Origin of the sequence: Pseudonocardia sp. CA-142604 (genome assembly GCF_050948475.1) — a bacterium.
GTDB classification, from domain to species: domain Bacteria; phylum Actinomycetota; class Actinomycetes; order Mycobacteriales; family Pseudonocardiaceae; genus Pseudonocardia; species Pseudonocardia alaniniphila.
The window spans coordinates 1303968-1313706 of record NZ_CP192045.1 but is presented as its reverse complement, the minus strand read 5'-3'; the positions used below and the strand labels follow the sequence as shown (position 1 = coordinate 1313706).

Genomic DNA, 9739 nt, shown 5'->3' with positions numbered 1-9739 from the left:
CCTCCCTTCGACACAACCTGCTGAGCAGCCACCGGAACCACCACCGCCGCAGACGCAGGCGACGCCGTCAAGAACGCCGCCCCCACCCACAACACCACCACCGCACCGGCCAGACCCACCAGCCAACGCAGCACCCACAACAACCGCTCCACCGGCGAGAGCCGCAACCGCACAGGCGCAGCAGTACGCACAGCGAGGCCCATGGCCCCACCATCGCGCACCGACACCACACCCATGACCAACGACTCCTGACGTCACCGACGGACAGCCACACAGACACCCGCACCAGCAGGCACATGGCCGAGAAAAGGGAAGACACACAGAAAACCCACACCGAGGGGACCGCACGTCGCGCCCGAGGCAGCGACCCGCGAACAACCCCTCACCACCACTCCTACGCTGGGTCCGGCCCGTCGCGAGACGTCAGCAACCGGCAGGAACCCCGTGAAGTGATCGGCAAGGACGATGTCGCCTCGAGGTGAACAACAGGGGGCCGTTCGGCTGCCATCACGGTGACACGACGATGGCCATCCGGTGCCGGATCCCACCGGCCACCTACCCGACCAACCCATCGTCGGCGCAACGTGGATGACCACACGGCACCCCAGCCGCCAGCGCGGCCACGCTGAGCGAGCCATCCGCGGCGTGCAGCTGTGTGATGGGCCAGAAGCCAGACGAGTACGAGCCGTGGCGAGCAGATGCCTGAGGATTCGCCCTGCATCGGAAACACAAAGGGTTTCGGAGATTCGGCTTGCGCGCCGGTCGAGCTCTTCACTCAGCGAGCGGGACGACGAATGCGCCGACGACCGCCGGCCGCGGACCACGACCGTTCGAACAACGACTCGACGGCAGCCGCGAAATATCCCTCTCCGAGGCCGGCCAGTCCCGCGCCGATGCGAACCAGACACCGGATCGCGACGGGATGACCCGACTCGATGTCGCCCGAGCACTCGATCATCTCACGGAGATCTACGCCGGGGGCAACGCGCAGTCATCTCCGATAGGAAACCGACGCTGAACGCTCGGCTGCCCTCCTCGCCGGCCCAGACGTAACCCAGTGCGCCCGCCATGAACTACCCGACGGGCCCGCCCGTCCTGAATCCGTAGTTCACCCGCCTGTCGCCGAAGCGCCAGTCGCGCCCAGCCCTCGTCGCTCATCCGCTCCGTGTCTCGGGAGCCGGCGTGGCCCATTCGACGAACGTGGCGGTCTCGATCTCGGTGATCTGGACGTGGTCGTCGTCGTTGTGCCCAAGATCGTGCAGCGTGAGATATTCGGACGGCTCCCAGCGGAGATCGCTGGTGAAGGCCTCGTCGTGCGTCAGGCCGTCGTCGATCCGCCGCCGGACGATACCGGCCGGGTCGTCGCGCGAATGGCCGTTTCCGACCTTCGCGTAGTAGGTGATCTCGCCTTCGGCGTCCAGTGCGTCGAGGGTCGTGGGACGGAGCGTGAGGAATGGGGTGGCGGAAGCGTTGCTCTCCACGTCTCCCAGCCGGATCATCACGCCGTTGAGATCGACGAACTCCTCGATGTAAACCCGCCGCCTCGTTCGTACAGGATGATCAGCGGTTCGTAGGGGTCCGGCGGATCGTCCTCGCCACGGGCTGGGAGCGCCGCCCATCGCACAGCCTCCCGGCACGTTCTCGCGACCGAGGAAGGACCGACCTGCTCGACGAACCGGTCGAGTTCGGCGGCCACTTCGTCGGGCGTCCGCAGCGTAGGGTCGACGTGCTCTGCGATGTCGAAGAACGGCCATGCGGCCTCCACGCCACAGCGCCGCGCCCAGAGCGCCGCCCGGCGGAGGTACTCCCGCATCAGAAGCCCGCGCGAGTTCGCGTGGTCGATGGCCAGATCCACATCGGACCAGTCGACGGCACGCAGCCGGTCGAGCACCACACGCGAGGGAGAGGTCACCTGAGGCCCAGCCGTCGAGTCACTGCCGCGGACCCCGTACGGCCCGGATCCGGACGTGGCCGAGCCTATCCGGCGACGACTGCAGGCTCCGTGCGGTCGGCGGCCACGGCCACGATCGGCCGGCGTCAGCCAGGACGTCGAACCACCATGACCGCCTGAGGCTGCGGCCGATGGAACGACTCGATCTCCGCCAATTCATCGTCCATGCAGTCCATGACGATTTGAGCTCCGTATTGCGCTTGACCGGATCGAACGTGCACAACACGGCCGTCACACCACGGCGACGAGCGGCTCCCGCCAGACATCAATTCCCGACCCGTCGCCGCCGTCCGCGCCCTCCAAGTAGCTGTAGTTCAGCGGATAGACGTACTCAGGCACCTCCGGGTGGGCAGATCCATGCGGACGGTCAACGACCATGACAGATTCTGCGATCAGGGCGGCCAGGTGCTGCCAGAGCGAAAGCCCGGCCCAGCGGTCGATGTCTGTTGCCCGCAGCATCCGCAACTCCCAGTCGCGATACCCGGTCGAAACCCGCAAGGTCAGCTGAGCCGGGCCAGATAGTCGTCCTCAGCGGCGTAGTCGAAACGACCGCGGAAGGAAGCCATATCCAGCCCAGGCGGCAGTTGGGCACCACCGTCAAAGCGGCACCCGTTGACCAACCAGTGCACCGAGTCGGCGACGGTGGTCGCGTAGTCCCCGACCGGCTGATAGCCCAACGCGTATGCGGCGCCCATGTCCAGGACGATCGGCGGCACTGTGTGCCAGGGGTGCTCGCCGAGGCCACGTGGCGCGGCCTCGTCGAGCAACACCTCTCGCCACTCGTGGCCGACCATGGCGGCGACCGCGCGGGAGATGGCGAGCCCGTCGGGTGCGTCCGGGTCCGCGGCGTTGAGGATCCGTCGCCCGGGTCGCTCGGCCACTACCTGCACGAGCGCCGCGAGGTTCGTCGCCGCCGAGGTGTGGTCCGTACCGGCGCCACCGGCTGTCAGCAACACGACGGGCCGCCGGTCCAGGGCGCGCTTGACGAAGTACCACTCGCGCGGCATGAGGTTCCCCTCGCCGTGGATCTTCGACGGCCGCAGCACGGTGACCGGCAACCCACTGTCGAGCAGCACGTGCTCAGCGGCGACCTTGTTCGCGCCGTATCCCTCGCGGGAGTTGTAGTCCATGGTGCCCGGCGCCATGGTGGGCTGCTGCTCGGTCACGGGCCCGGCGAACCGGGGCGGGATGTCCGAATTGGTGTGACGGCCGGCGTCGTCGACGTACACGGCCTTGGTGGAGATCATCGCCGTCGAGGTCGCCTGCCGCGCCAGAGGCAGGAGCAGCTCGGCCTGCGCGGCGGTGTAGCAGATGCAGTCCACGAGAAGGTCCGCTCCGTCGCCTGCCGCCGCCGCGAGCGCTTCGGCGTCGTCACGGTCGGCCGCGACGAAACGCGCGCCCGCCGCGGCGACGTCGGATGGGAGGTGGGCCGGATCGCGACCTGTGACGCTGACCGTCCACCCGCCGGCGAGCAACCGTCGCGCCACCGCCCGACCCACCAAGCCGGTCCCCCCGATGATCAGAGCTTCCGGCACCCGATCAACCTATCCAGCCGGCTGACGGCCCACGCCTCTCGTCATCCGAACTGGCCGGGCTGGTAATCGCCTGCGGGCTGCTGGACGATGACGTTCAGCCGGTTGAAGGCGTTGATGAGGGCGATGATGGACACCAGAGCGCCAAGCTGGTCCTCGTCGTAGTACTTGGCGGCATTCGCCCATGCCTCGTCCGTGACACCGCCCGCCGCGTCGGCAATGCGGGTGCCCTGCTCCGCCAGCTCGAGGGCAGCGCGCTCGGCGTCGGTGAACACCGTGGCCTCTCGCCAGGCCGCGACCAGGTTGAGGCGCACCGACGTCTCCCCGGCCTGTGCCGCATCCTTGGTGTGCATGTCGGTGCAGAAGCCGCAGCCGTTGATCTGGCTGGCACGGATCTTCACCAGTTCCTGCGTGGCGGCCGGCAGCCCCGAGCTCTCGATCGCCTTGCTTGCTGAGGTGACGTGCCTCAGGACCTTTGCTGCGACCGGGTTGCCGAAGAGGTTCAACCGAGCGTCCATGGTGCACTCCTACGCCGTTGCTGCTGGTTACACCTCCATGACAGGGCAGCCCGGCGAGTTGTGACAGGAGCCGCCGTGACGTGCGTCTCCCCCCGTCGCAGCTGTCAGATGCTGCGCAACACCGAGACGATGACGCCCAGCACAACGGACTCGTCACCGTCGATCACGTCGTAAGCCGGGTTGCGCGGCTCGAGGTAGACGTGTCCGTTGCGTCGGCGGTACACCTTCACCGTGGCCTCGCCATCGATCATTGCGGCGACGATCTGGCCCGAATGGGCCTCGGCCTGCTGACGCACCACAACGGTATCGCCGTCGCAGATCGCAGCGTCGATCATCGAGTCACCGCGGACACGCAGAGCGAAGACATTGCCGCGACCGGCGAGAGCGCGCGGCAGCGTCAGATAGTCATCGACGTGCTCCTCGGCCACGATGGGAGTGCCCGCCGCGATATCGCCGACCACGGGCACCGGCACGGAGTCGTCGCGGGTGCTCCGCTCCTCGGGCTCCTGCAGGAAGATGCGCACGTCGATCGGTCGGCACAGCGCGGCACCACGCCGGAGGAACCCCTTTTCTTCCAGGCTGGCCACGTGCTTCGACACTGACGACGATGACCGCAGCCCGACGGCATCGCCGATCTCGCGCGTGCTCGGCGGGTACCCGTACCGAACCACCCAGTCCCGGATCGCGACCAGGATCCGCTGCTGGCGCGGCGGCAGCGTCGAGGTGTCCAGGTGCTCGAAAGCATCAAGATCATCGGAGACGGGCACCTGCGGATAGTAGAGGCGGGCACTCGGAGCGTCGGACACCAGGCGCGACGCGGGCTCCGCGGTCAGATCCGCCGCTGACTGCGAGCCGCATTCACAGGCAGCCCATGATCGTCAGTAGTTGTCCCTCCGGTGGTCGAATTGCCGGCTCCATCGAATGACTCCGCTACGGGCGGGCAAGATCGGGAGCGCACAGTTCTCGCGGATGTGTGCGTAGAGCTGATCGCGTGGCGTTCGCCGCCTACACGACTCCTTGACATGGGACGGTCCTTGATGCGTGTTCGTGGATTCCTGGCTACGACGGTCGTGGTGGGCGGCGTACTCGTGGGTGCCCCCGCGACCGCATTCGCACAAACTCTCGTGCCGTGCAACGGGCCCGCGCTGCAAAGCGCGGTCGCCGCCGCGAACACTGCCGGTGGGGGCACGCTGAACCTCACCGCCGGCTGCACCTACACGCTCACCGCACCGGACGACGGCGAGAACGGCCTGGCGGTCATCACCACGCCGGTCCGGATCAACGGCAACCGCGCCACGATCACCCGTTCGTCGGCCACGAACTTCCGGTTCTTCCAGGTCGAGGGATCGGGCAACCTCACCCTGGACACCCTGACGCTGAGCAACGGCCGCGCCCGCGAGGGTGGTGCGATCCGCATCTCGGACTCCGGTCGGCTGACCCTCTCTACCAGCACTCTCACCGGCAACACCGCCCGCCTCGAGGGCGGTGGCGGGATCATCATCACCTCGAGTGCGGCGACGGCGATGATCAGCAGCAGCACCCTCCACAACAACACTGCCAGCGATAGTGGCGGCGGCGGTCTCTCCAACGTCGGCGGCACAGCCACCTTCATCGGCAGCGCCGTGACCGGCAATCAGGCGCTCGTCGGTGGTGGAATCAGCAACTCCCGAGGCTCCGTCACCCTGAACAGCACCCGCATCGAGGCCAACGACGCAACGTCCGATTCCGGGACCGCGTTCGGCGGGGGCGTGGTGAACGAGGACGGCACCATGACGTTGACCGGCAGCCATGTACTGAACAACTCCGCAGGCGGCGTGGACGCTGCGCTCGGCGGCGGCGTGTGGAGCGCCGGATTCTTCGCGAGGCTGAACATCAGCAACAGCGTCATATTGGGTAATTCCGCGACCGGTGGGGACTCTTTTGGGGGCGGTATCTACTCGGATGGCACCACCACCCTGAACGGCGCCGTGGTGCTCTCGAACAGAGTAGTGGGCAGCGACCTCGCCGACGCCGGTGGCATCTACCGGCTCGATGGCACGGTCACGCTCACCGGCACCGCCGTGGTCAACAACCAGCCCACCAACTGTGGCGACCCCAGCACGGTTCCCGGCTGTTCCTGATCTGAGGATCAGTAGGTCGCACCCACCCCGCGCGCTCGTCTGTCGGTTGCATCGCCATGGACGGCGGCGCATCGTGCTCAGCCGCGGATCGCCTCGATCGCGCTGAGCACAGCGAGGACGACAAGGACGGCTGCCGCCACCCTGGTCACCCAGCGCACCGGCACCACCCGCTGCAGGCGGCTACCGCCGAATACCGCGAGCGCGGATACCGCCCACAACGCGAGGAGGGCGCCGATCCCGACGGCGAGCGGGTCGTCGTACCGCGCGGCGAGCGTGGCGATGATGATGTGCGACGGGTCGCCCAGTTCCGAGAGAAGGGTGACCCCGAAGCTGGTGGCCACCACGCGCCAGCGCGTCCCCGGCCCGTCCCCGGGGATCGCGGCATCGTCGTCGTCATCGTCGTCCTCACGGAGCAGCAGCACCGCGCCGACGAGGAAGGTCACGGCGACCGTGGCTTCGAGGATCTGCTCGGGCAGCAGCGCAACGAGACTCCCGGCTGCGACCGCGATCCCCACCTGCACGACAAAGGCCGCGCCGACGCCCAGCATCACCAGTCGTGCCGGGTATCGGCTCGCGAGGACGAGCGTGACCAGACCGCTGGTGTCGGCCAGCTCGGCGAGGGCGACGATGCCGAAGGTGATGGCGATCACGAGCACGGGTATCAGCTACTCCATGCTCGCGGGGACCACAACCGGGCTCGCCGCCGTGGCCCAGCCGGGAACCGGTGGTGACACGCCTCCCCCGTGCACGTTCGCCACCGACTAACCGTCGTTGTCGGCCGGCGGGGCGACGGGGATGGCCGGGGCCGGTGCGTCGTCGTCCGGTGCACCCGGAACCGCCGGTGCCTCGATACCCGGCTGCTGCGCGTCGTCGTCGGCACCCGGGGCGTCGTCGACGGGAACCAGCCCGAACACCGAGAAGCTGACGACCCAATAGGCGATGTAGCCCGCCAGCAGCACCACGCCGTGCCAGCGCCGGAGGTGCCCGGTGAACAGTGCGTACGCCGCGAACCCGTTGATCACCACGAGGGCGGGCAGGTGCCAGGTGAAGATGTCCGAGGTGATCACGAGCGCGCCGCCGGCCAGGGCGATGATGCCCACCTTCGCGGTCACCGAGAACACAACGCTGCCGATGACGTTGCCGACACCGATCGCGGGCGCGCCTCGCCGGGCCGGCTCCGCGGTCAGGAAGATGTCCTCCAGGGAGAGCACAAGCGTCGCGATAGTCGCGCCGAAGACAGTGCCGCTGATCGCGAAGTTCTCGAGGATGCCCTCGGTGCCCTCGGTCATGGCCCAGGCGCCGACGACGAGGCCGATCAGTGCGAGGAGCGCCAGCAGGAGCAGAAGCCACCCGGGCCGGTTGTTCGCCTTCGCCTCGCCGACCTGTCCGGTCTCGTAGAGGTCCCCGGCGCCATGGCCCCCGGTACCACCGCCACCCCCGGCCTTCCCGGCGGCGGCACCGACGAGTTCGCGGCTCGGTGCCGCTTCGATCACATCCGCGCTCCGGAACGTGGGCACCGCCCGCTGGCGCTCGCGGTAGGCGATGTAGGCGACGAACACCACGAACAGCAGGATCAGAACGATCGCCGTGGCGGTTCCCAGGCCTCCAAGTAGTGCGGGCCAGATCAGGATCAGCGGGGCGATCGCGAACAACGCGATGTAGTCCTTCGGGATCTCCACCCGGCTGGGTGCGACGATGGCCGCGATCGCGAGCACCAGGCCCGTCATCGAGATGACGGTTCCGAAGACGACGCCGAGCGCGACGTCTTCGAGGCCCTCCAGGTTGAGCACCACACCGAAGGCGAGGTCGTCGAACTCGATCCCGGTGAACAGGATGGCGAGCAGGAAGAGCGAGATCGCCAGGCCGCGCGCAGCGCCGACCAGGTAGGTGATCAGCTTCTCGGCACTGTAGATCAGCAGCGCCGCGCCAGCGGCGAAGATGAGGATGGACGTCATCCGGTTGCTCCCCCTTGAGCGAACGGACAGGCCGGTCCCCCGGGCTCCGGCCTGTGACGGTCAGTTGTCGATCGTCTCGTCACCGGGAGTAAGCAATGTTCCGGTGCCGCATCACCGATCGTCGCAAAGCATGATCCGCCGAACGACCGCCATTCGAGGTGTCGGAACGGCCCGTTCGTGGGCTTGCGTTCTCGGTTTCACAGGCCGCTTCGCAGCTTCGTTCGCAGGGTCGAGCGCCATGCTGCCGGCCCGATCAGCGATCCATCGCACGGTTGGCAACTCCACGAATCCGGGCCGTGGTTCAGATCGGCATCTCCGGCCGGAGGCCGAGCCGCATGCGCCCGACGTTCTCCCACGTGCGCTCGAACTGGAGTGTGACGTGGGTGCGGATCATGTTGAGGTCACGGAAGTAGCGCTCGATCCGTTGGCCCTTCCTCGAGGCGCTCGATCCGCTGGTGCGGAAGATCGTCTCGACCGCCTTGGATGCGAGCTCGACGATCTGCTGCTCGATCACGACGAGACGCCGGTCATCCTCGTCGCTCACGAGTTCGCCGGTCTCCATCGAGCGTCGCGCCAACTCCGTCCACATCTGCCCGACCTGGTGCAGCGCCGCCTCCGCGGTGTCGGCGTACGCCGTCGCCTCTCCCAGCAGCCGCTGGAACACCGGCAGCTCGGAACGCATTGGCGACATCGGACCCCACTGGTGCCTCGTCGTGAGGTTCTCGACGTACTCGTCGATCGCCGCCTGTGCGATGCCGACGCAGACCGCGGTCGGCTCGGAAATGAGCAGGGACGCGAGCGACCCGTAGAACGACGGGCTGGAGTGCAGGCCCCGCCCGGGGAACGGGACGACGGGGTGGAAGGCGTTCGGCCGCGGCGCCGTGTGGCGCTCGGGGACGAAGAGGTCCTCGACGACGACCCGTCGCGAGCCCGTGCCGCGCATACCGAGCGTGTCCCAGTTGTCGATGATCTGCAATTGGTCCTGGGGCATCACGGCGGCACGCGTCTCGACGACCTCGCCGCCCGGCTCTGTCACGACAGCCACGTGCCCGTTGAAGTGCGTCGCCACGTCGCAGCCGGACGCATAGTCCCACCAGCCGGTGACCCTGTATCCGCCGTCGACCTTCAACGCCGAGGTCGGGATCGCGGAGCCCGGACAGCGGACATCGCCGTCCCCGAACAGCTCGATCTGACTCTGCTCCTCCAACGAGCCGATGAGGACGGTGTGCGTGGCCGTGAGTGCGTAGACCCAGCCGCTCGAGGGGCAGCCGCGCGACAACTCGATCGCGACATGCAGGAAGGTGTCGAGATCGAACTCGTAGCCGCCGAATCGCCGCGGTTGCATGACGCGGTAGAAGCCGGCGTCGAGGTAGTCCTGCAGCGTCGCGTCGGGAAGCCGTCCGAGTCGTTCACACTCGTCCTGGCGTTCGCGCAGCTTCCCGCGCATCGCCACCGCCCTGTCGATCAGCTCACCCGGCGTGAGGTCGGGCTCCGGTGGATCGATGGAACGACGATCGGCGTCCTGCAGCGTCATCAGCTTCTCCAAGGTCGGTCATCGCAAGGCCAAATTCGCAACCGGGTGAGTTCGGCGCCGTTATGAGCGCGTGCCACCGAGGTGCGCGATGCGTCGCGCCTGCGCCCGCCACGAGCGCCGACCGGCAGC

At 67.9% G+C, this 9739-nt stretch carries 10 protein-coding genes; 1 reads left to right on the top strand and 9 read right to left on the bottom strand.

All coding sequences use genetic code 11. From position 1 onward, the window contains the following. Positions 1-1154: 1154 nt before the first annotated feature. From ACQPZQ_RS06320 to lexA, 6 genes are all read right to left on the bottom strand, one after another. Complete coding sequence (locus tag ACQPZQ_RS06320; RefSeq protein WP_433292949.1) at positions 1155-1499, bottom strand: hypothetical protein; 345 nt, start codon at positions 1497-1499, stop codon at positions 1155-1157. Further along, positions 1499-1912, bottom strand: a complete 414-nt coding sequence (locus tag ACQPZQ_RS06315; protein WP_433292947.1) for a hypothetical protein — start codon at positions 1910-1912, stop codon at positions 1499-1501. The genes ACQPZQ_RS06320 and ACQPZQ_RS06315 overlap by 1 nt, the downstream gene beginning before the upstream one ends. Before the next feature lie 270 nt (positions 1913-2182). Then, complete coding sequence (locus ACQPZQ_RS06310; protein WP_433292945.1) at positions 2183-2410, bottom strand: hypothetical protein; 228 nt, start codon at positions 2408-2410, stop codon at positions 2183-2185. 41 nt (positions 2411-2451) lie between these two features. Next, the gene (locus ACQPZQ_RS06305) at positions 2452-3486 is read right to left on the bottom strand and encodes an NAD-dependent epimerase/dehydratase family protein (protein ID WP_433292943.1); all 1035 of its coding nucleotides are present in this window, start codon (positions 3484-3486) and stop codon (positions 2452-2454) included. Positions 3487-3527: 41 nt separating this feature from the next. Next, positions 3528-4001, bottom strand: a complete 474-nt coding sequence (locus tag ACQPZQ_RS06300; RefSeq protein ID WP_433292941.1) for a carboxymuconolactone decarboxylase family protein — start codon at positions 3999-4001, stop codon at positions 3528-3530. 104 nt (positions 4002-4105) lie between these two features. After that, positions 4106-4768: a transcriptional repressor LexA gene (lexA, locus tag ACQPZQ_RS06295; protein ID WP_433292939.1), complete on the bottom strand. Its 663-nt coding sequence runs from the start codon at positions 4766-4768 to the stop codon at positions 4106-4108. A 270-nt stretch (positions 4769-5038) separates the two neighbouring features. On the opposite strand from lexA, the gene ACQPZQ_RS06290 reads away from it, so the two are divergent. Beyond that, the gene (locus ACQPZQ_RS06290; RefSeq protein ID WP_433292937.1) at positions 5039-6121 is read left to right on the top strand and encodes a hypothetical protein; all 1083 of its coding nucleotides are present in this window, start codon (positions 5039-5041) and stop codon (positions 6119-6121) included. A 77-nt stretch (positions 6122-6198) separates the two neighbouring features. Here the strand turns inward: ACQPZQ_RS06290 and ACQPZQ_RS06285 are convergent, their stop codons facing one another. The 3 genes from ACQPZQ_RS06285 to ACQPZQ_RS06275 form a co-directional block, all read right to left on the bottom strand. Beyond that, positions 6199-6777, bottom strand: coding sequence for a TMEM165/GDT1 family protein (locus ACQPZQ_RS06285; protein WP_433292935.1), 579 nt, complete (start codon positions 6775-6777; stop codon positions 6199-6201). Positions 6778-6882: 105 nt separating this feature from the next. Beyond that, positions 6883-8076, bottom strand: coding sequence for a sodium:calcium antiporter (locus tag ACQPZQ_RS06280; RefSeq protein WP_433292933.1), 1194 nt, complete (start codon positions 8074-8076; stop codon positions 6883-6885). Positions 8077-8377: 301 nt separating this feature from the next. Continuing rightward, positions 8378-9610: an acyl-CoA dehydrogenase family protein gene (locus ACQPZQ_RS06275; RefSeq protein WP_433292931.1), complete on the bottom strand. Its 1233-nt coding sequence runs from the start codon at positions 9608-9610 to the stop codon at positions 8378-8380. Positions 9611-9739 lie beyond the last annotated feature (129 nt).